The 21874-nt window shown below is 41.3% G+C and carries 23 protein-coding genes and 2 pseudogenes; 9 read left to right on the top strand and 16 right to left on the bottom strand.

All coding sequences use genetic code 11. The features are described 5' to 3' along the window. Positions 1-21: 21 nt before the first annotated feature. From hxsA to hxsD, 4 genes are read right to left on the bottom strand one after another with little or no spacing between them, the layout of a single operon-like run. Positions 22-678 carry a His-Xaa-Ser repeat protein HxsA gene (hxsA, locus tag AACH44_RS12630; RefSeq protein WP_261848481.1) on the bottom strand — a complete coding sequence of 219 codons (657 nt, stop codon included), beginning with the start codon at positions 676-678 and terminating at the stop codon, positions 22-24. Beyond that, positions 675-1787, bottom strand: coding sequence for a His-Xaa-Ser system radical SAM maturase HxsC (gene hxsC / locus AACH44_RS12635; protein ID WP_261848480.1), 1113 nt, complete (start codon positions 1785-1787; stop codon positions 675-677). The genes hxsA and hxsC overlap by 4 nt, the downstream gene beginning before the upstream one ends. Next, positions 1780-3174, bottom strand: a complete 1395-nt coding sequence (gene hxsB, locus AACH44_RS12640; RefSeq protein ID WP_261848479.1) for a His-Xaa-Ser system radical SAM maturase HxsB — start codon at positions 3172-3174, stop codon at positions 1780-1782. Before hxsB ends, hxsC begins: the two co-directional genes overlap by 8 nt. Beyond that, positions 3171-3446: a His-Xaa-Ser system protein HxsD gene (gene hxsD, locus AACH44_RS12645; protein ID WP_015730161.1), complete on the bottom strand. Its 276-nt coding sequence runs from the start codon at positions 3444-3446 to the stop codon at positions 3171-3173. Before hxsD ends, hxsB begins: the two co-directional genes overlap by 4 nt. 713 nt (positions 3447-4159) lie before the next feature. Between hxsD and AACH44_RS12650 the strand changes: the two genes are divergently transcribed. Further along, the gene (locus AACH44_RS12650) at positions 4160-4564 is read left to right on the top strand and encodes a hypothetical protein (RefSeq protein WP_261848478.1); all 405 of its coding nucleotides are present in this window, start codon (positions 4160-4162) and stop codon (positions 4562-4564) included. Between the two features lie 42 nt (positions 4565-4606). Here AACH44_RS12650 and AACH44_RS12655 read toward each other — a convergent pair whose 3' ends face one another. Then, complete coding sequence (locus AACH44_RS12655) at positions 4607-4921, bottom strand: hypothetical protein (RefSeq protein ID WP_261848477.1); 315 nt, start codon at positions 4919-4921, stop codon at positions 4607-4609. A gap of 275 nt (positions 4922-5196) precedes the next feature. On the opposite strand from AACH44_RS12655, the gene AACH44_RS12660 reads away from it, so the two are divergent. The 6 genes from AACH44_RS12660 (at position 5197) to AACH44_RS12685 (ending at position 9802) form a co-directional block, all read left to right on the top strand. Then, positions 5197-5574, top strand: a complete 378-nt coding sequence (locus AACH44_RS12660; protein WP_261848476.1) for a hypothetical protein — start codon at positions 5197-5199, stop codon at positions 5572-5574. Beyond that, the gene (locus AACH44_RS12665; RefSeq protein ID WP_338659263.1) at positions 5543-6958 is read left to right on the top strand and encodes a relaxase/mobilization nuclease domain-containing protein; all 1416 of its coding nucleotides are present in this window, start codon (positions 5543-5545) and stop codon (positions 6956-6958) included. The genes AACH44_RS12660 and AACH44_RS12665 overlap by 32 nt, the downstream gene beginning before the upstream one ends. A gap of 321 nt (positions 6959-7279) precedes the next feature. Further along, entirely contained in the window at positions 7280-8101 is an 822-nt protein-coding gene (locus AACH44_RS12670) for a DUF4755 domain-containing protein (RefSeq protein WP_261848474.1), read from the top strand. 12 nt (positions 8102-8113) lie between these two features. Beyond that, positions 8114-8485: a hypothetical protein gene (locus tag AACH44_RS12675; RefSeq protein ID WP_261848473.1), complete on the top strand. Its 372-nt coding sequence runs from the start codon at positions 8114-8116 to the stop codon at positions 8483-8485. 36 nt (positions 8486-8521) lie between these two features. Further along, positions 8522-8848, top strand: a complete 327-nt coding sequence (locus tag AACH44_RS12680; protein ID WP_243412161.1) for a hypothetical protein — start codon at positions 8522-8524, stop codon at positions 8846-8848. Positions 8849-9106: 258 nt separating this feature from the next. Next, complete coding sequence (locus AACH44_RS12685; RefSeq protein ID WP_233959225.1) at positions 9107-9802, top strand: hypothetical protein; 696 nt, start codon at positions 9107-9109, stop codon at positions 9800-9802. A gap of 213 nt (positions 9803-10015) precedes the next feature. Here the strand turns inward: AACH44_RS12685 and AACH44_RS12690 are convergent, their stop codons facing one another. From AACH44_RS12690 to AACH44_RS12710, 5 genes are all read right to left on the bottom strand, one after another. Then, entirely contained in the window at positions 10016-10495 is a 480-nt protein-coding gene (locus AACH44_RS12690; RefSeq protein ID WP_103160537.1) for an Hcp family type VI secretion system effector, read from the bottom strand. A 194-nt stretch (positions 10496-10689) separates the two neighbouring features. Next, the gene (locus tag AACH44_RS12695) at positions 10690-11100 is read right to left on the bottom strand and encodes a hypothetical protein (protein ID WP_261848472.1); all 411 of its coding nucleotides are present in this window, start codon (positions 11098-11100) and stop codon (positions 10690-10692) included. Positions 11101-11224: 124 nt separating this feature from the next. After that, positions 11225-11614, bottom strand: a complete 390-nt coding sequence (locus tag AACH44_RS12700) for a hypothetical protein (protein WP_129704273.1) — start codon at positions 11612-11614, stop codon at positions 11225-11227. A gap of 15 nt (positions 11615-11629) precedes the next feature. Then, on the bottom strand, positions 11630-13330 hold the full coding sequence (locus tag AACH44_RS12705; protein WP_261848471.1) for a DNA-binding protein: 1701 nt from the start codon (positions 13328-13330) through the stop codon (positions 11630-11632). Beyond that, complete coding sequence (locus AACH44_RS12710; protein WP_261848470.1) at positions 13323-14627, bottom strand: site-specific integrase; 1305 nt, start codon at positions 14625-14627, stop codon at positions 13323-13325. The genes AACH44_RS12705 and AACH44_RS12710 overlap by 8 nt, the downstream gene beginning before the upstream one ends. Positions 14628-15047: 420 nt before the next feature. Between AACH44_RS12710 and AACH44_RS12715 the strand changes: the two genes are divergently transcribed. After that, entirely contained in the window at positions 15048-16520 is a 1473-nt protein-coding gene (locus AACH44_RS12715; RefSeq protein ID WP_338659264.1) for an IS1182 family transposase, read from the top strand. Positions 16521-16554: 34 nt separating this feature from the next. Here AACH44_RS12715 and AACH44_RS12720 read toward each other — a convergent pair whose 3' ends face one another. From AACH44_RS12720 to AACH44_RS12740, 5 genes are all read right to left on the bottom strand, one after another. Continuing rightward, positions 16555-16989: a site-specific integrase gene (locus AACH44_RS12720; protein WP_261848081.1), complete on the bottom strand. Its 435-nt coding sequence runs from the start codon at positions 16987-16989 to the stop codon at positions 16555-16557. Positions 16990-17102: 113 nt separating this feature from the next. After that, complete coding sequence (locus tag AACH44_RS12725; protein WP_261848080.1) at positions 17103-17429, bottom strand: hypothetical protein; 327 nt, start codon at positions 17427-17429, stop codon at positions 17103-17105. 385 nt (positions 17430-17814) lie between these two features. Continuing rightward, complete coding sequence (locus AACH44_RS21235) at positions 17815-17925, bottom strand: helix-turn-helix transcriptional regulator (RefSeq protein WP_425606574.1); 111 nt, start codon at positions 17923-17925, stop codon at positions 17815-17817. A 394-nt stretch (positions 17926-18319) separates the two neighbouring features. Next, a complete protein-coding gene (locus AACH44_RS12735) occupies positions 18320-18655 on the bottom strand; it encodes a hypothetical protein (protein ID WP_261848079.1) in 336 nt (111 codons plus the stop codon). Positions 18656-19116: 461 nt separating this feature from the next. Beyond that, entirely contained in the window at positions 19117-19974 is an 858-nt protein-coding gene (locus AACH44_RS12740) for a hypothetical protein (protein WP_261848078.1), read from the bottom strand. A gap of 904 nt (positions 19975-20878) precedes the next feature. Here AACH44_RS12740 and AACH44_RS12745 point away from each other — a divergent pair. Next, positions 20879-21475 (top strand): annotated as a pseudogene (locus AACH44_RS12745) (tyrosine-type recombinase/integrase); the annotation flags it as partial. Here AACH44_RS12745 and AACH44_RS12750 read toward each other — a convergent pair. Then, positions 21459-21575 (bottom strand): annotated as a pseudogene (locus AACH44_RS12750) (DUF6404 family protein); the annotation flags it as partial. The pseudogenes AACH44_RS12745 and AACH44_RS12750 overlap by 17 nt on opposite strands. Between the last annotated feature and the right edge of the window lie 299 nt (positions 21576-21874).

The raw sequence follows: 21874 nt of genomic DNA on the forward strand, positions 1-21874 counted from the left end.
AAATACCCTCAGGAAAAATAATTACCTAGCAAGCACATTTAATGAATTCAGCAACTGGGTATCTAACGTTTCAGTGGCTGGTAAAGGGAGACCTTTATTAATCCGGTATGTTCTTATAGCTGATCGGGTTCCTGGCCCCATAACGCCATCAATGATGCCCTCATAATAGCCTTTATCAAACAAGGCAAATTGCACACGCATGATAAGCCTGCGTCTTTTTTCCTGATCGGAAGAGACACCATTCATGGAGGTATTGGTATTTTGGCTCGTTCCAGATCTTGAAGAGCTTACAGAATTTCCGGTTTCAGGACGAAGCGCTCTCGTTGAAGGTGAAGATGCCGCTGGCGAAGACGGTGATGACGTCACTCCTGAACTGCTACTCCCGGAAGATGAACCACTGCTGCGGGGGTAGTATCGCGTAGCACTACCACCATAATATCCACCACCGGATGAAGAACGGTGAGAGCTGTGCGAACTGTGGCTACGATGAGAGCTGTGGCTTCGATGACCGGCAATATAAAAAGGCACTTCGGTATTGAGCGGTGCAAGCACAAGGTCGTGATCATTTAATGGAGAGTAGCCAAACTCTTCAATATTCATCGCGGCATCACTGGCCCACGCCGAGTTATTGAGTGCTAAAAACCCAGGTAATAAAGAGGCTAACTTTAATCTTTTCATAGTATTGGTCTCGGCATTTGATGAAAACGGCCTTTTGATGAGGAGAAATAACCAGCACAGGATGATTTTTTACTGCATGGCTCACACGCTTCTGGGTAGTAATTTTTCCAGTCAGAAATGGATTGTGTTGAATAATCCCACAGAGATTCAGGTAAGTGACACAATGGGTAATTAAATATCACCAACGGGATGCCCGCTCTGTTGGCCGTGTCGGTAGCTAAGGACAGAGAGGTCGCATACGAATCGTGACTGACAAAAATCTCATCCCAGTTCTTTCTTGCCCAGCCAATAGATTCCAATCCCATAATGGAGATCTGACTGATGTTAGAAAAAACCCTGCCAATATATTCCACCACGTCAGCAAGATCGTGGTAATTCGCCTTTGTTGGGATGATCCTTAATTCAATGTTGATGCCTGAATTCCCCGCGTTAATTAAGCCCTTAACGGTATCCCTGAAAGCCCCATCACTCCCTACAAGATGATCATGAATTTGCTGTCGTGAAGAATAAAGTGGGATACCAAAGGTGATGTTCATTCTTTTGCTTCGTTCCCTCACCTTTTCAGCAAACCGAGCATCAGCAAACTGTCGACCATTGGTTAATACATGCAGAGAGGTATCAGGAGCATTATCAATAACGAAATCAAGAAACGAGAGAAATTCTTCGCCATATAGCAGCGGCTCACCACCACTGACCCCGACAAGCCCATTAAAGTTAAATGCCGCAATCGCAAGGGCAGACTGTGTAAGAAGCCAGTCATCATTGGGTGTTTTTGGCGGCTGAGAACAGAACAGGCATCGGTTATTACATCTTTCCGTCACAAGGACAGTATTATGATTCGCTCTGCGAGACAAAATCACTCTGAGCATATTGCCATTATTCACAACGCCAATATCGCCATCTTCTACGGACTCGTATAGCTGATTACTGACGATAGAGCCTGCATAATAAGGGGCAGCCGCACCATCATCAAAAGAAGGTTGGATCAGTAAATTTGGCAGAAAAAACTGTGGGTCAACGGGCTTCTTTTTGCACAGCCGATAGAAACCCATTTCAACCGTGTTTTTTACCGTAAAACGGAAAATATCGTTTCTTAGCACCTCAGACATAAGCCCACCTTTTCAGCATCGTTGCGGTAGGCCCATCCTGAGCAATCGCATTCATCAGGAACCGGAACATTCCCTTATGATATTGGCAGAAGATGGAGCGGCTTCTGTCGCCTACAGGCTCTCCCTGAACACTGATGTTCTGGCAAGGATCTGCTCCACAAAATGGCTGGTAAGCACAGGTATCACAACCCGGTAGAGCGAAATTGAACGATGAACTCAGGACTGACTGATAGTAAGGGCTTTGAGAAAAAGACAATCCTGAAACAGCCCCGGCACTAAAATCTGCATCTGCATTCACCTTCTGAAGCATTCTACTTTCGTCGCTGCCATAAACACGGCCATCATAGTTAAAGAGAATACAGTTCAATACGACGCCGCTGGGAGATTTCAGATCGGCATAGCCACTAAAACCAGGATTGAAAATCCGCTTTAAATGTATCGCGGCTGAGTGTTCAACCACAGCAGTGCCTTTCTGGTTATGCCACAGAATTTCGTCAATCAACGCGGTGTAAAAGTCGAAATATTCCTGCATCGAGAAAGTGAAACTTTCTTTATGGGCAAATCCGTAGGGGCTAACAGGTCTGACAAAGATATCCGTCAAGCCTAATCCCAGATGGGCATCAATGATTGAACCCGGATGTTGGATCAATGCCTTGGTAACGGTCGTGACTGTCGCCACGCGACCTGCGCCAAGCTGCTCTCGCACCGCCAGCATCCCCGCAACGGCTTTTGAATAGGATTTACCTTCGGCAAGGAGACGGTTTTTATTGTGGATATCCTCACCACCGTCCAGAGAAACGGAGAACGTGATATTGCGATCTTTAACCCAATCCATCATGGACGATTCAAGCAGTGAAAGCGTTGTGGCAATCACCATTTCAAAGCATTGCTGGCCCAGCGTTCTCTCACACTCAGCGTATATTTCCTGGATCAGATCAAACCGGAGTAAAGGCTCCCCGCCCTGCACTTCTATTTTATAGGGAGGAGAAGACAGTTTTTTAATGGTCTGAACGATATCAGGGATAAGAAGCGGATCAAGATCGTAACCTTCAGCACCGATTGCTGCCCGGCTGACCTGACAATACTTGCAGGTATGATCGCACCGCAATGTTGGCACAATCATGAAAATCGGTCTGACAGCCAGATCGCTCATCAGCCGTTTAGCAAATCCTGAACTGAGTGAAGCAGAAGCCAAGCCTTCGGAAGCCTCGTCGGCAATGAATAGCTTACTTTCCAGAATCTCACTAGACCGGAACTCCGGCGACCATTTATTGCAGGAAAGGCTTTCTAATTCATCGTTAGTGATGAAGTGATGAAAACCAGCCAGATTGCTGATGAATACCCTGCCATCATTCAACCTGTCAAAGTTAAATGGCATTGGCTTCATTCAGTCAGCCTCGCATCAATGCTTCTTAGCACAGTGGAGATGATTGAAGCCCTGATATGTCCGGTATGGCTTTGATGAGCTTCGCGGAGCTTGTAATCATTCAGGAGGCGTTCAAATTCAAACTTGATGGTGTCGTCAAAGGACTCAAAAGAGACGATCCAGTCGTTGTCATCTGCCCCCAGTTGCCACCTTGTGTAAGCAGACATCCAATACAAACTATTTCTCACCACCCACTCAGAATGGTTTGTTTTTTCTATAGTTTTTATAAACATTGCTGTCCTGTCTAATTAATAACAATTTAAAAAATTACAGATGTAAAATATTTTTATGCTAATGATTTTTTTAAATACTGAATATACGATATAGCCCTACTATTTAAAAAGATCCACCTGAGAGTTAAAAAATAATTAATCCAATAGCATTGAACAACAAAATGATAGCAAGATAATAATATCTAAATGGTATGTTTTTGCTTAGCTCGAATTAAATTGATGAGCATGTTACATACAGGTGGATAGATCAGTGCAGAGCGTTGCCCTACGCCGTGATCGAGACCAAACAGCCACAGGTCAAAGAAATTCTGACGTTCATCCTCTGGGAAAGACTCGACTGGCTGTATCAGGATTTTCATGCAGAAGAAGGGATTAGCACACAGTAATGATGTGAAACGCCGCAATCCTTTTTTCCCAGACGCCAATCCGCAGATCCTTCTTGATAATGGTCAATCTTCTATTGGCCATTATCATAAATTAAAAATAATTAGCATTAATATAATGACAATTATTATATATACAATGAAAATAATAAACGATTAACACAAAAGCACTATAAATAAAAACATATAAAAATCAATCAATAAGAAAAAAACAATAAAATAAATACTAAAACCCCTCATGATAAGTATAATTAATCATGACCATCTTCATTAGAAATAAATGACATTAAAAACCGCCATTAACCGATAGTTAATTATTGGAGTTATAAAATGCCAAGATACATGGTAATCACAATTCACATTAAAATCCCTGCAACAACAAGCGATACTGAAGAAAAAATCATTGAGACTTCTTTCATCTTAGACACTTATACAGGTGAAATCATCGGTGGTGGATTCGAAAGCAAAGAGGCAGCAGAAATTCAATGTGAAAATGAAAATCATAAAGAAGAAAATATCAACAACACCAAAAAACCAAAAAATACTTCACCCTACCCTAAAGATATTTATGTAGAAACCAATAATAAAGATAATGATTCATATTCAGAGTCTGATTTTATTTTTGAAGAAAACACAACAGAAGAAATAAGCGATAAATTAAAAAACAAAATAAAACAAAAAATTACAAAAGAACTTAATAAGGAAAAAAATCACACCCGAAAACGCAAACCTTAAATAAAACATAACTGCCATATACCACTACATGGCAGTTATAAATCACAATACACTGTCAAGATGAAGCATTTCATTAATAGGTGCATCATCGAGATATCTTCTTTCAAAATAGATATTCCCCCCTATTAAACTAGGGACTCTATCATCCATATGATAAAAATATTTTTCTATTTTTGAATTTTGCTCTACAGATAACAAATATCTGTGTAAATATTCGGAGTGATTTTCTCTTTGTAAAATAACAAATTTAAAACCCACCAACTTTCCACTCGTATGCCAAATATAAGTGTAATCTTCCCCTATATGAAATCTTTTCGCATTTTTCAACGCTTCTATATTCTCTAATATTACTGACATTTCAACACCTCTTAATTAAACCAACAAAGTTTAATTAAATGAATAACAAAAAACAAAAGGATGTCAAGACCAGTTTTTTAATAATTAAGCAAGGGCTAACTCTACGAAGCGCTACGCTGGCTTCTCCGAGTTCTCCCTTGTTTTTTCGCCCTTTGGTTGAAAAAAAATCAAAATCAAAATCAATGCCATGCATTGACATTGTTAGCTTCTGCCATATAAGTAAGTATTAAGCATAAGGAATATGCTTTGATTTAATTATATGAAAAGGAGTTCATATGAGCACTGGTAATACTTTTAATAATATCCTTCGCTGCCATTGCGTCAGTGTCAGATTAAATAATGAAGAGTTGTCGCTTCTAAATGAAAGGCGTGGCGGTCATCGCAAAGGTGAATGGCTACGTATGGCATTTCTGCATAACCTTCCCTCCGTTATTCCTTCTATTAATCTCGAAGCATGGAAAACCCTTGGTGAGATTTCGCAGAAGCTAAACAGGCTTGTCGCTCATCTGGATAACAAGAGCAATGATAGTTCTCTCTCACAAACTGAACTCTTTGCAGTGAAGCGTCAGATCTCAGAGCTTCGCACAAATCTGATCACCGATAATATGTGGAGTGCTTCCCATGAAGGGAATGCAAAAAATCCGCAGGGGTAAGGGTTTCGTCGGTGTTGTTCTCTACGCATTAAAGCCAGGTTCTCACCATAAAAAAGATCCGATTGTGATTGGTGGGAACATGCTGGGAAATGAAGCCGGAGATCTGATCGCCGAATTCAATACCACTAAAACGCTTCGCCCGGATATTGCTAAACCCGTCTGGCATAATTCACTTCGATTACCGAAAAGCGAAGCGCTGACAGATGCTCAGTGGTCAGAGATTGCTGATGATTACATGTCCCGAATGGGCTTCTCTGAAACGCATTTGAGATGCTATGTGTTACATGATGATGTTGAAGGCCAGCACATCCACATTATTGCCAGTCGTATCGATCTCACCAATGGAAGCCTTTACCTGGGCAAAAATGAAAACCTGATCAGCACCCGTATAATCCAGCAGCTTGAACGCGACTATTCACTGACCAGAACCAAAGGGCCAGAATTGGTAGCATCACCATCCCCAGCCTCGCTCTTCCCCCCTTCGCTATCCAGAAAATCCCCGAAACAGAAATCGATGGATGCAATACCGAAGCCTAAAAAGCTGTCACGTAACGAAGCGATGATGGAGAAGTATAAAGGAGAGCTATCGCCCAAATCGGTCATCCAGGAAGCCTTGGAAGAATTGCTTGCCGGTAAACCATCAACGACTGAGTTTGTGACACAGCTTGCCGCCCACAATATCAAAGCGCTTCCGAATATTGCCTCAACAGGGAAAATGAATGGGTTTTCATTCGAATACCAGGGGATTGCCTTCAAAGCTTCGCAGTTAGGTAAGTGTTATTCCTGGTCTACCCTACAAGACAAACTCGATTACCAGCCGAAACGCGACAATGCTTTCCTGTTTGCATTGAAAATACCCTCAGTCAGTGAAGCATCGGTTAGCGAAGCTCTTGATATGACCAATGCTATAGATACTCCTGAATTCATCAAAGAAGACATTAACAGCACCATCGAAACGCTTACCCTCAATAAAGACGCCGGTCAGGGCGAATACGCTATCAATTATCCCAAAGCGTTTCTCTCTGATGCTGATGCTGATGCTGATGCTGATGCTAATGCTAATGCTAATGCTAAAGAAGCGTATGCAACCGAAGCGGTAAAAAAAGCTGGTGCAGATGGTAAAGAAGCACATGCAATCGAAGCGGCAAAAGAAGCTCACCACAGAAAACCCCGCTCTATTATTCAGACCGGATTCAGATGGTTAGAAACCATTCCCTACCTCAACATCATCCTTGGCATGTTGAAAAAACTCAAAATCCCGACACTCAAACGCCCAGATAAACACAACACCATCACTGGTGTGAAGATGATAGAAATTACGGCAACACCAAAAACCACCATCCAAACTCCGCAAAAATCACACTCATCATCATTCCAAATGTAGGGCTGAGAAGCCGTCCAGCAAGCCTTTCCTCATACAAAAAACACAAGATTAACGATCGTTAATACCGATCTATATTTAATTTGTGATAGCTTTTAGCTATCACAAGTAAACCATCGATCGTTATAAGCGATTTGCTTTGTTTGATCACAACTGTTCAAAATGTAGCTTCCTGATTGCCCATAATAGACTGATTTAACTGGTCTATTTACTTATTCAACTAACGATATAGGCTCAGCAATGACAAACCTCGCCTCATCTTCAGTCTCTGTCTGCTTCATACGAATATGACTTTCACATTGATTCTCTATTAAGGAAATTTGTATGAGCATTTTTGCTATGAAACGCTTCTGGATTGCAGTATCGCTCCCCGCACTTATCGCATTACTGATGGGAAAAAGTGGATTCGTTCTCACAGGGATTATCTGGCTTCCTGTCAGTGTCGGTTTACTTATTTGGGCGTATTTCACGAACCGACGCGACAAAAAAACGTTAGCCGTGCTTCAGCCTCAAAGAAAGAAAACCTCTCAGCCTGAAAAAGTGAGTGGTTTCATGAAATTTATTAATTTTTTCAAAATGAAGCGTCTCTGGATCGCCCTTGCTCTGCCAATGTTTCTGTCACACTTTGGCACGACTGAAGATCTAATCTCTATCGGATTTTTTTGGATCCCAATCTGCGCTATTTTATTTTTCACTGCATTAGGCTCTTATATTATTAAATTAAGTAATCAAGCCACTGTCGATAATTTTAACGATGATAATGATGGTTGTTATAGTCATACGCTTCTTAATTCATCAATGAAGCTCGATAGCAACAAAAGGCTCATTTTCCTTAAAGATGGAAATAATGAAAAAACCTATTCCTTTGATGATCTTAAAGAATGGAAATATAACATCAGTCATTGGGTTGAAATTGAAGATGCAGGTTTAAGCATTACTGCTAAAAACATTAATAATATTCGTATGGCAAAAAACCGAAATGAGACAGGATTTTTTATTAGTGTGAGAGATATTCAAAATCCCGAATGGCACATCAGGTTCTTCCCTAAAGAAGGATCTTTTAAGTCTCAAATTGGGTTCAATGACCTGCGTAAACAAATGAACCAATGGATGGAAGTGTTCGATCAGGTTGTCAATGAAAATTAAGGTTAAAAACCCATGAAAAAAATTATCATCGTATTGGTATCACTCACTCTCTCTGGATGTTATTCCTTCGGTAATCAGACACTGAAAAATGTAACGCAGGAAGATGTAAAAACTAAAATTGTAAAAGGAAAAACCACCAAGTCAGAAGTATTAACCGCCTTTGGTGAGCCGGATAAACGAATCACTTCAGATAATGAGGAGAAATGGTCTTATTCAATGCATAACTACCGCAGTAAACCAACATCACATATTCCCCTCGTCGGGGTGTTGATTGGAGGAACGGATATTGAAGAAAAATCAATTCTCATTACATTTAAAGGTGAAAAAGTCAGTTCTGATGAATTCACTGCCGGTGCCAGTGAAATGAAACACGGTGCCTTTTAAATCCTTTTAAATTCAGCAATCCTCAAAACGAGAGCCATGATGAATAAAAAACTATCCTTAGGTTTATTACTGGTGCTGTCCTTTTTTCTCACCGGCTGTGACAGCGAACCATCAGATGCTGACGTATCTAAGGCAATGCAGTCTTTTACTGAAGAGATGAACAAAGGCGCACCGTCTGAATCAGCAAGAGTCGTTTTCAATTCAGCCAAGAAAATCGCATGCAAAGAGAAAGACAGTGACGGCGGTTACAGATGCACCGTCGAATACAATGCAAAGATCCCGTTTCTGGGTGAAAGAACATCAACCATGGAGCTTAAGTTCTTTAAATTTGAAGGAAAGTGGAAAGTCTCGCCGTCGAAATAACCTATAAGTCATAAGCAGCATCAGGGAAAGCATCAGCCCGTAGTTGCACCGCTACGGGCTTTTTTCATCACATCCGACAACCACTAAATTTTATTTATATAAGGATATATTGTTGTATTCTCTCAAAAAACGATAGTTTCATACTGTAATTAATAGAATGCAAATTACCAGTCAAGTAAAAATATTGAAATATCCCCAGTTATTCGGGTAAACTACCCACATAAAGGGAGAGGAGCAGCCTAATAAAAGGGATGTAATATGCAATTATCAGAATATTTAAAATACAAAATGGATTCTGACAGAGTTCTCGCCACTCATTTGGACAGTATGGCAGATAAAATCAAAGATAATACAATAAAAATTGGTGATGATTTATATAGTGGTATAGAAAGAGCAACATGGTATTCATCCTGTTTCATAGAGAAATATAATTCTGACTGCCAGCAACTAAAATCTGAAAATGAACGAATGTATCTGGCTATTAAACAGATCTACAAGAGAAAAGATGTAATAATAGATATGCTAATAGCGTATCTTAAAATACTTTTAAAAGATACCGAAGAAAGAGAGCAGGAATTAATAGCTAAAGCCATATTAGGCGTATCAGTTGCATCAGAGTTCGCAACAAGCCGGGCAATAAAAATGTCAGTCGCTTATCTGCTTGCAAAGCATATTGCAACCTCGTTGAATTTTTCACTATCCATTCGCAGAACGATTAATAAATACTCGCTGATAGGGTTGAGTGCTCTCACATTTCATGGGAAAATTCAGAAGGCGGCAATGTCTGCACGGCACCTGCATGACGTATGTCCGGAGCTATACTGGTCTCTCTATGCTATGCAGGTCGAGATGTTATACTTCGTATTTGAAGAGCGCCTGTCTCCCTACGTGCCCAAAAATCCCTATGACAAAATCGATATCACAGAAGCAATAAACGGAATTTTAAAAAAATGAGCTTAAAAAAAATAATTTCTTATGCCGTTAAGGAGTTTATTAACACCTATACCACGATGGCATTAATGATTGTTTTTGGGATTTTATTCTACGAATTCATCCCTGACCATTGGGGTAAGCTGACTATTCTTTCGATTGTTATTATCGTTTATGTAGACATAAAGTTTTTTTCAAAAAAATCAGGCCGAAAATAATTCGGCCTTTAATATAATCTTAGTAGGCTACATTCTGCCAAAGCATGTAAGCGCTTGTTCTTGCAATAACATGCTCCCATTCAATAGAAGCAAACTTGAATGATACGCTTTCCTGTGGCTGAACTTCATTATGTGTCAGTGAATTAGGGTAGAAAAAGCGTATATTGCTGATAAGAGCATCCCGAAGCTTCATCCTAAAATAAAGTTCATTTCCACCAGACTGCGCCGTTCGGTAGAACGAAAAAATGCATTCCAGCTTTTCCTTATCATTGATTGCCTGAGCGAACAATGGCGTGGCTTTATCAATTGGCTTTCTGATTTCTACAGGAAGCATTGAAATATTCTCTTCCCGACTAATGTTGTTCACCAACTCATAAACAAAAATCTCATTCTCATGTGCCGACTGATACTTGTTGCCAATAGAGTCCAGAGATGAACATCCTGCTGATATCAGTCCCTGTTTCTCCCCGGTAACGCTAAGATAAATAAGATTGGACATTATGCCTCCATACAAAGAAATTCCATTCTACGGTTCGGAGCCGTAGTCTCTGTTGCATGGGTATAATACTCTCTCAGATAATGTTTTAAAACACAAAAAACCATTATTTATGTATGACCATTTTATTTTTATAGATAGCGGTAATTATATAATAAAAGGTATCACCTAAGAGATACCTTTTACATTAAGCAATATCACATCCGACAACCACTTCTCTTAACGCCCGTTGAGGCTCTTATCAGCTTGTTGGCGTCATACTTCTTTTTCTCATGCACGTAGATTCGTTCGGTTCTTCCACCGTTGTTGATGATGAAGCTGATGATGGAAAGAAAGACTTTATTCAGACGGGCTTTATCAATCAAATCATCACTGATTTTCTCAATATGGCAGTAGTAAGAGAGAAGCAGAAAGCTTAGCACCACTTCTCGGTTTGAAAACGTCAGATTTTCTATGTCCTGCTGGTATTTAATGTAAAATCCTGCACAAAAAAGATAAGACTGCTCGGTGATTTCTGCTTCTGAAAAGCCCGATTCATCGAGCTTATCAACAAACCTGTCCAGCAAAAGCAAATATCTTTCCATTAAACTCATGTTTATTTTTTTCATAACTATGCATCCTTGCATTTAAATTATTATTAATTGTCATCCTGACAACGTATCAATATCACCATTAAATTAAAAATCAAGCAATTCGTAAAAATATATTTACGCTACCTGCTTTCGTTTATAGTCACTTTTTTTCAGGTAACGGTTCATTAAGCTGATGCGATTTCAGACCATATTTATTGGCGTTATACTGCCACAGGGAAAACTGCTCTTTATAACGGTTGTTTTGCTGCTCAAGCATTGCCATCTCGTTTTCAATATGTCGTATTCTCTGCGCCGCAATTTTCAGGCTGGCGGGTTTCTTTGGTTCCACGCGGCTTGTCTGTATCATTTTCTTTTTCATTAAATAGGCAGTCACGATATCTTTATGCATATTCAATGACTGACGACTGGGTTTCTTTCCGATAAATTTTTCAACTTCGATACAAAGCGCTTCCCATGTTAATTTTCCTTGCCAGCCCTGAAGCGTTTTTTTAATGACTGTGATATCTGATGATGTTAAATGTTTTGCCATACGGCCTCCTGATGATTAATTTTTATAAGATATTTTCATTTTTTTGCTCTGCATTTTCTCTAAAACAGATAATACGGCTTCGTGGTGAGCCACCCATTTATCCGCACCAAAATACTCGTCTTTCACTGCCTTTTTCGCCACCCGAAGGTGCTGACGGATTTTTTTGACAGGCTCATGCCCGTTCATTCCACCTGCCCAGCCGTAATACAACGTGCTGGCTAATTTCTTGCAGGGGAGCATCAGGTAGTCATGAACACAATAACCGTAGGGCGTGACGTGAACCGCACCGTGATCCGGCTCTTCTGTGATAACCGGAATACTGACAGGCAGAGCGTAGCCATGAGCACCCAGCTTCAGCTCTTTGATTTTCTCGTGCATCTCTTCCTGAGAGACATGATTATAGGCACGGTTCTGCATGACACTGACTCTGCCTGACCATTTAGCGATCTCCATTTCTGAAAGTTCCCCCTGATGCGCCAGCGTGTTGAGAAAGTGCCTCGGCTGATGGGAGCGCAGAAATAAGGGGTTCCCCTCATCATCGGTATAACCATGACGTGCAAAGATATTCTTCACCGTGCCGGAAGGTCTCATCTTTGCAATATCAGAGGCAAAGAAATGATACGCTGGCCTGCAAATCTGAACGTCCCGCGTCTTCCTTTTCTCACAGCCCTGATATTTGTTCAGCAGACACAGCGCATTGCTATATCGCACAGACTTTTCTTTATCAAACCAGGGGAAATCCGCAGGCAGACACGGCATCACCTTCTCTTTTACAGAGCGTGCAGCAGTCTTAGGTTTTGCTGAACATGTTTGATTTTCTGCCCGTTTCGCTATTGAACGGGCGTTTTCCGACAGAAGACGTAACCGGCTGACCGCTTTTCTGGCAACCGGCACCATAACATCAGGCACCCACTTGATAGTGGCCCCATAGCCCTTGACGGCATGAAAGCGAAGCCCGTAACGCTCCACGCCATTTTTATCTTTCCGGGTGATCTCACAGTCTGCCGGTAATGCCAGAATTTCTGAAATACGGTTTGGTGAGCACATCAGCAGGGCAAAGACCGAGGTGGTAAACAAATCCCGCTCACTGAGTTCATCATCCGGTCGTGAAAAAATTTCAGCGATGGCGAGTAAAGCCCGTTCGTCCGGTAATTTATGCTTTCTGTCCGGATCTTCTTTCTCAGGCAGGTAATGATTTTTGAAATCGGGTTTAGCCGGATTGCACCAGCGAAAAAAACCACAGCTAACGAAGCGGTGGGTCGTAAGAAACTGCGCCAGTTTTTCAAGCTGTGTGCCACACTGGTATAACACATTATCTTTATAATACTGTCTGGCGGTCTGCATCGCTTCATCCAGCACCAGAACCGACGTGTTATAGATATGGGCATTCCGGCAAACCTGCAACAGCGCTTTTTCCAGACACCTCAGTGCCATGAGTGCCGCACCGTGATGTTTGACCGGGCGTAACGCCTGCTGGTAACGGATATAGCTTTTGGCAAAAGAAATGAAATCGCTGTCCATGGCACATTCATTGCTGACTGCGCCTCTCCCCGTCCCCAGCTTGCAAAACGTTGCAATGCCTTTCCAGACAGGTGAATGCCAGTTTAAATCCGCACCAAATACGGTCAGCTTATCCCGGCAAAAAGCAATAAAATCACCGGTATTCTTTTCCGCACTCAACCCGGCCTGAGATTTGAATACGGTCACGTTACCCATGCGCCACCTCGTCATTATTCTGGTGAGTGAAAGGTCTGAAATAAAGGCACTGATGGCACGGAATGGCTGTCGCACAGGATGAACAGCTTTTTACTTTCGGCTTTTCTTTCCCAAGAAAAACATCAGCAATAAAGGATAATTTGTCAGAAACAGCCTGGTTAATCCTGACGACACTATCCGGTAAATTTTCAACATAAATCCCGGCACAGGCCGTGGAAGAGTGATCTAACAACTCTGCAATGTATTGCACATCATACCCGTCACGCGCCATCCTGGTGCCAAGGGTATAACGGAGTCGTCGGGGACTTATTTTCATGATTTCACCGGTTCTTTCAGAGATGACCTGCTCGGTATTAACCACGTTGATCAGTGCATCATTAACCCCGTTTCGGGAAGCATGAAGTCTGTCCGACGCCAGTAACGCCGTCATATTCTGACCTTCGCTCAGACGACATTGCGACTCACACAGAAAAACAGGCACATCCTCTTTTTCTGCCGGTTGAAGCGCCCTGCCGATAGCCTTCTCAATCCGGCTTACCGACGCCTCTGCCTGTTGCCTGACAATATCAAACAGATATTTATCAACGTTCAGGAGCCTGAAGGTCCTCCTGAATCCGCCCCCCTGTTTGATCCTGGGGAAGTTGATGAAATAGCCAGAATCACTATTATTCTCTTCTTTTATGTCCTGATATTTTAATGAGGTGATTTGCAAGGGTCGTCTTCCGGTCAGGCTGACCAGCAATGCCATTGCAGACTCAGACAGCGTGATCCTGCCGTTTTTCCTGGCATGGTGGATCGCTCTATTTAATCCCTTATGCTCCATATCCGTTAAGGGGCCCTTTTCAGGGCTTTCCTGTTTTACAACGTCTCCGGGCGCTTTAACCTTTATTCTCATGGCTCTCAACAGCGTAATGGCATTGTCATCGATACCCGCATAACCCAGGGAATGCCACTTAATCAGAAAACATCTCAGCACCATCAAACTTGCCAGCGGTGTTGCAGGTGAAGCTCTATAATTCAGGATCGCTGACTCATCAATATAATCAGGGGACATCTCACGGATAAACCGCCTCATGCTGTTATTGATCTTCACCACATAACCCGCACTCCGTTTACAGGCAAAAAAAGCCAGTGTATTGAGATACCCCTCATGCAATGACGGGGTTAATGTTTGCAATACAGAATAAACATTGACCGTATTATCCTTATCCAGATGCCACCGTGTATCGGAGAGAGAAAATGAATAACCTGAACGAGTTGCCATTAAACAGGGTTTGTTTTCTTTCACTTTATTCATAACATCTCCCTGATGATTTCTTGCTGAACAGCCAGTGAGGTTTCATTTGCCTTTTTAGTAAGATGTCTTTTGTTGTAGATCATCGCCATCTCAGAGCCCGGCACCCAGCCCATACAATACACTCTGCATTGCCCTTCTCTCACCTCAGAAAGACCATGGGCGTCTGACATGGAAGAAAAGTGATCATTCCATGTGTGTCTCAGTTGATGCCCGGTTACCCCGTACAACTCCGGTGAGCACTGGCTAATCGTATGGATGATTTTCCGGTAAGCCGACATCGACAGGGGATTTCCCTCTGTATCCCCTTTCTTGTAGGTAATAAAAAGAAAATCATTTTTCTTTCAGATTGATGACAAAGTCCTGGCCGTGAAGCCAGGATTTTGATCTAATAAGGTTAGTGCAAAAAACGGACTGACCGCCATGCTCAGAGAACCCTCCCCGCAGCAGTACCAGTTTGAAACCATCACCCTCGACGAACTTGTCCCAGAAGACCATCTGGTCCGTAAAATCGATGCTGCCATCAATTTTGAATTTATCCGCGATGCCGTTTCCCACCTCTATTGCCCCGATAACGGCAGGCCTGCTATCGACCCCGTTCGCCTGATTAAAATGATGCGGTTGGGCTACCTCTTCGGTGTCCCCTCTGAACGCCGTCTGGTCAAGGAAATCCAGGTCAATGTCGCTTACCGCTGGTTCCTGCGCATGGGCTTGACCGAGAAGGTCCCGGACGCCTCTACCCTTAGCCAGAACCGTATCCGTCGATTTAACGGCAGCGATGTCTTCCAGCAGATTTTTGACCATATCGTGTTACAGGCCCTGAGTCAGGGTATGGCAAACGGTCGTGTGCTCTACACCGACAGCACCCACCTGAAAGCCGATGCCAACCCGCGCAAAGCCGTGAATGAACTGCGCCCTGAAGGGGTCAGTGAATACTTCACGCAACTGAATGACGCGGTGGAGGCCGACAGGAAACAACGCGAAAAAAAGCCGCTGCCCGCCGCAAGAAAAGCAACCCAAAACGACGCCGTTAAAAACACCAAAGTGAGCACCACCGACCCGGAAAGCGGCTTTATGCACCGGGACAACAAGCCGAAAGGCTTCTTCTATCTGGACCACCGCACAGTAGACGGAAAGCATGGCATCATCATGGATACCCATGTGACACCAGGCAATGTGCACGACAGCCAGCCCTTTATCGGGCGACTCGAGCGGCAGGTAGAACGCTTCGGTCTGGAGCCGGTGGCGGTGGGCGTGGACGCGGGTTACTTCACGGCGGCGGTGTGCCAGCTCACTCAGGAGATGGGTATCGCGTTGGTTCCGGGCTATCGCCGGCCACACAAGGGTCAGAACGCGTTCCAGAAGAAGCACTTCAGGTACGATGAGGAGCGCGATGTGTATGTGTGCCCGGCAGAGGAGTTACTGAACTACAGCACGACAGACCGTAACGGCTATCAACATTACCGTTCAGACCCGACAGTGTGCCAACGGTGTGAGCAGAGACAGCAGTGTACGCAGAACAGCAAAGCGCAGAAAACGCTAACCCGGCACGTCTGGGAAGCATCGAAAGAGGAAGCCAACAGGTTACGGCTGACGAAATGGGGCAAAAAGATATACGCCCGGCGTAAAGAAACGGTGGAGAGAAGCTTCGCGGATGCGAAACAGCACCATGGTCATCGATATGCCCGGTTCCGTGGACTGTCGAAAGTACAGATGCAGTGCCTGCTTGCGGCCACAGCGCAAAATATGAAGAAGATGGCGCTGCTGGCGCTTCTTTATTGTCTTTATGTGTGGCTGAAAAGGTCTTGTGAAGGTCAATACGCCGCCTTGGGCAAGCAGAAAGCTCAAATGACGAGGTTGTGGAAAAATATCGCGATCGCGACCTGCGGTCGCTAAAAAAGAAGAACCCCACCTGAAAAAGTGGGGTTAGTCAGCAGTCTGAAAGAAAATCATTTTTCTTTGCATTTCTTATTTTTAGCCTGTCTTGCTGGATGTAATTATATAATTCAGACATGACCGCTTCCTCAGAGAGGAGCACCCTTCCCCGCGTTTTGACAAGCGGCTGCTTAACCCTTGGATCTGATTTGTCATTGGCGCGGCGCTGGATAGTAATAGAGGAACAGGCAAAATCAATATCACTGATCCGGAGATTTAAAAGCTCACCGGCTCTGACCCCGTAACTGAACAGTAATAAAATGATGAGCCTGTTCCGTGTCTGAACCGCAGGAGAAAACGGATTTAATGCAGACCCGACGCTGACTACATTAAACAGAATATCTTGCTGCGCCTTCGTTAAGGACTTTTCAGGGATATAGTCACGATATCCGTCAGAATCAGGTCTTTTATTTTTCAGTTCAGCCACCATCCTTGTGATCCTGGCGTCAAGATTTACGTCTACCGAATGCGGTAAGTGATGATGGTATAGCCAGTCAAGGTAATGGCAAATAAACGTCAGTCTGAAATACTTTGTCGGCGCTTTCACACTTCTGCTACCGGACGTTTTTTCCTATTTTTGAAGTTTTCCGAAGCGAAATCAGCCAGCGCATCAATTTCATAAGAACTTAAAAATTCCATTCGGGTGATCCGATCCACGATGTCTATTTTTCTCATATGAAAAAATCGATAAAGTAATACCAGACTTCCGGCAACCACCTCCATTGTATTAATCGACACCGATTTGCTCCTGACGTTTGTCATTATATAAAGATTAGGATCAAAAAGCGGCTCTCCTGTCAGACTGTTAATAACATGGCAATATCGCTCACCATTATCAAACATAAATGTATTCGTTCTAATATGATCCATAATCTCTCCTTAAAATATTTTACAAAAGCACTCTAGGTGCAATATATTATTAAATTACAAATAATAAATTTACAAAAAAATCTTAAGAAAATGACAAGAAATAATAATTAAACTTATTCTTAATCAATAGGATAATAACGATATTTTTTACATTTAATATCTATGGTGTACTTAATTGATTTTAAGTACACCTGAGACTTAATAACGCCCAGCGAAACCTTTAAACAAAAGCCCTCATTAAAATCTGTCAAATATTCTGTAAAATATATAGCCTTTATTGATTGAAATTCTTTACACTTTTAAAATACATTTATTTTTTCAATTGCGGTCAATATCCATTCATCAATTTCATTTTCAACAAATGCGACAGCACGGATACCAATTTTCACAGGTTGGGGAAACGCTCTTCACTAATAAGGCGATAGATCCAGGCTTTTCCAAAGCCGGTTTTTCTCATTACTTCGGGGAAACGAATAAGGCGATTCTGGGTATTCATAGTCTCTCCTCGCTTTTTAGAAGAGACTATATGAAAAGTTCAGGGAAACAAGCGAATTTCAGCGCATCCAGAATTCGCGTGTTTTTAGTCCTTGTCTGCGAGCGTTATAACATCAGAAACCCGCATTTCTTTCAAATGGTTGTTCTTGTTAAGAAAATGAAGAAACTGAAGGATGAATGGCTTGACAGATGTTAATAAACATATTAATTAATGGTTATTGTTTTTAATAAAAAAGTGGGTAATTATGATTTTAATGGGGATATTTTTTGTTACAATAACAATTTGCCTGGTTATAATAACAATTTGCTCAGTTATTATAACCAGAATAATATCTGGAGGCTCTAAAGATAAAGACATCAAGATAAGACGTTCATCCTATCTTGATAATCAATCATCAGGAATTCTTTAATTTCCCGACAACAATTGCGCCACGGGTAACAGAAAAACCTGTATCTCCGAGATATTTTTCAGCGCCATTACTAAGAACTGCATGATTTTGTTTTGATGCACCGAGATTCAGAGGCAGAATGTTTACGACCTCATACCCATCTTTATCGAGTTCGTTATAAATATCTTCAAGATTTTTGATAAATTGCTCATAATCTGCGAGTCTTGGGTTTGGTACTTCAACAACTGTTGTTTTTTTCCACGATAAATGTCCTTTTGTAACTAGCTCTTTATATTTACCAATACCAGCGTCAAAGTATCGAACAACAAATTTTTTTGTCATTTAAAATTCCTTTTTATCACATTAGACTGTCGACATAATTTTTATACTCTAAATAATTCAAGCTTCAGGAAGGAGGCAAGATTCAGGTGACTGAATGCCGCCACCATGAATGCTACTTGAAGTATGGCGAGTATAATAATTTTTTGATTTCTTTAATGTCTTTGTCCGACAAGTTTTTCATATTATCATCCACTATCAATTGTCCTTTCCTTAAAAAGGGATAGTTGATTTAAACTGGGTGACCACTTTTAACAAGATGAAAATTAAACAAAATTATTTTCAGGGTTACTTCAAGTTGTAGGATAGGATCTCATCCATAAGACACTACTACCGTAACATTGGATTTAGTTACCTACAACTTGAAGCATTTAGATATAGTTAGTTATTTTTACTGGCGACTGAACCACGTAATTACATAATACCATTTTTACCGTGAAACAGTCTTATTTCCAGTCAACGTATTATTCTATTTTAGCAGGAATAGGACGATATTCGGTGTAAAACTCATGAGCAATTACTTGGACATCATCTAATTGCCGTTTTGCATTTAAAGGTTTCTCATAAGCTATTACCTTCATATCTAATCCTCTACTACTGTGGAATTTTCCATTTGCCTGTGCGATCACTCCATCCCATTGAACAATATAACCTCTTGTATCAATAATATTATTTCTAATACAATCATTGAAAACACTTTGGATCGGGACAAACCATAAAAAGTGGTAATCTCCATCATTATTTAGAGCTACCTTTTTATTAAACCAAACAGCCACACATCCTGCCATTTTCACATTACCAACCCAAGAGGTAGCAATGTCAGTAAAAGATAAATTTATCTGCCCCCAACTATGAGTCTGGGGAGCGATAGGTACTTTTACTGATGCCCCATAATTAGAGGTTTTAGTAATAGTACTACCTTGCATAGAAGACAACGAAAGTTCAGTACTTAAAGTGGTCTCAGCGCCCATAAATGGAACACCTGCCTTAAGCTTAACTGAAACGCCTAATTTTACATTCTCCGTCACATTCCATGTGAAAGAGTCTTCTATACCCTGTTGTAAATTAACTTCGTGTTGAATTATTTGACTAGTGCCATTTTCAACATCATACTTACCCAAGAGAGCTGCTCCGCCATCACTTTGCACCGCATTTGAATACACCAAATCTTGGGGTGGTGTCACATTAGTTTGGTGTTGCATATAGTTTTTTGTATCTTTATTACGACCATATTGAGTGCTTTCTGTAAACCAACAAGTGGTACCATATTGTGCAGTTATCCACTTACCCCAAGTATTCGTTATATTATCAATGTCATTCATAACAATCATCCTAATTAATTAGTGTTTATTTTTACAAGGTATCATAGAAATACTCATTACTTACCCACCGCACATATTTAAATATAACTAAAAACCAGTATCATATATAGCACGGCAACATGTAACAATAAATATTATAGTCATACTTTAGAAATTTGAAGGCTAAAGTGAAAAAATATATGTTAACAGGATAATTATTTATAATTTAATTTATAATAATTACATGCATCTAATAATAATATTACTTAATTTTAATAAGAATAAAATAAATACGGTTAAAATAACTGCATTTAATATAATTAACCATTAGTCTTTAATCCACGAAAAAACTCAGGTGTAAAAATAGGTTATATGATATTTTTACTATGATGAAAATTTAATAATATCAATGGTAATTGATAGCACTAAAATAATAACAAGGATTTAAGGGAGAATTAGGGCAAGATCACGAATGTTTTTTGAGCCAATAATGATCGATTATTATTGTTAATATTCAAATAGAATCGTTACCTGAGCGATGTTGACTGTCAATCATGCTGCGCGAGCAAAAATGAGCACTCATGTTCCCACCCTGAAAGTAAATTCTGCTCATTTCTTATTGACATTGGTTTTTAAAAACAGATAGTGTTATTGGTAGATTTGTTGGTAGAGGTTTTCCGACAAATCGGTTTTAACATGAAAAAACAACCAGATAGGTGCATGTTAAAGTCCAGTCAGAGGAGCCAATTTAAAGAAAGCAGACGTTCACTGACGTCTGCTTTTTTGCTTTTAATCAATTGGTTACCCTCTTCTTCAGGTTCGCCCTCGTTCACTAAAAAACACTCGAAGCCATACCCTTTTGCTGGTAAAAATACTGGTAAAGGTGGTTCGATTTCGTTTTTACCAGCAATCGGAGGGAACCGTCATGTCACTTACTGATACTAAAGTCAAAAATGCCAAGTCGTCAGAAAAGGCGGTGAAGCTCACTGACGGGTTCGGTCTCTACTTGCTGGTACATCTCAACGGTTCAAAATACTGGCAGTTAGGTTATCGCTTCGAAGGAAAACAGAAGGTGTTTTCCATTGGCGTCTATCCTGCTGTTTCGCTGGCGGATGCAAGACAACGGCGAGATGAAGCAAAAAAGCGGTTAGCTTCTGGAATTGACCCCAGCGCCAAAAAACAGGCTGACAACAAAACAATTCAAGAGAAGCGTAACAATACCCGCACTCTCAAAACCGTTGCCAAAAGCTGGTTTGCCACTAAAACCACATGGTCAGAAGATTATCAGCGTTCTGTCTGGACACGACTTGAAACTTACCTGTTTCCTGACATCGGTAACAAGGACATTGCTGAACTGGATACAGGCGACCTGCTGGTTCCCATCAAAAAGATAGAGAAGCTGGGTTATCTTGAAATTGCCATGAGGGTGAAACAGTACGCCACTGCCATCATGCGTTATGCCGTCCAGCAAAGGATGATCCGTTTCAATCCTGCCTATGGCGTGGTAATCCCCCCATCAACATAAAATTTTGCAGAAAAGAAGCAAAAGGTAATGGTGGTATCCTGAATCCTAATTTCCATAAGAGATGTAGCAAAGGTGAAGCATAGTTACTACGCCACATCTTCTTTTAAAAATATATTTATCTTATGAACTGGTGCTCATGTGCTTACGCACGGCTCCGCCCTGATGCTGATATTAATATTTTCATGATGAATTTGAGGGCTGATATTTCATAGATGAAGTAATATAACAGAAACGAAACGTAAATCAGATTTTCTTTTTAACAACAACCAGCAATAATAAATGGTGGCTTCAGAAAATCTGACTTATAGATTTAAAAAAATCGATCTTCACTTGGGAAGAACTTATTAATTATAATTTTCACATCCTCCAACCATTCTTTCCTTTCTTCTTTCGTAC

Origin of the sequence: Pectobacterium araliae, from assembly GCF_037076465.1 — a bacterium.
Taxonomy (GTDB): Bacteria; Pseudomonadota; Gammaproteobacteria; order Enterobacterales; family Enterobacteriaceae; genus Pectobacterium; species Pectobacterium araliae.